This is a genomic window from Pseudoalteromonas sp. SIMBA_162, from assembly GCF_046535955.1.
In the GTDB taxonomy this organism is placed as follows: Bacteria; Pseudomonadota; Gammaproteobacteria; order Enterobacterales; family Alteromonadaceae; genus Pseudoalteromonas; species Pseudoalteromonas marina.
On sequence record NZ_JAWJBQ010000576.1, the window covers coordinates 1 to 263 of the forward strand.

Here is a 263-nt window from a genome sequence, read left to right on the forward strand (position 1 = left end):
CTGCCTGGCTGGCGACCATCGCCGAGCACCTGTTCCCGCTGATGCTGTGGTTGGGGCTGGGGACGCGCTTCGCGGCGCTGGGGCTTGCCGTCATGACGCTGACCATCCAGCTGTTCGTCTATCCCCATGCCTGGGTGACCCACGGCCTGTGGCTGTCCAGCCTGCTGGTGCTGGTATTGCAGGGGCCGGGACGCCTGTCGCTCGATCAGCTGATTCGCTCACGCATCGCCTGAGGCCGTCATTCGGCTGAGTCGTTCGGTGAG

Annotated in this window: 1 protein-coding gene; it reads left to right on the plus strand. The window is 66.2% G+C overall.

The annotated features are described in order from the left end of the window. Positions 1 to 233: DoxX family protein (locus R0J88_RS20990; RefSeq protein WP_410901025.1), on the plus strand; the 233-nt coding region annotated here is incomplete at its 5' end. Positions 234 to 263 lie beyond the last annotated feature (30 nt).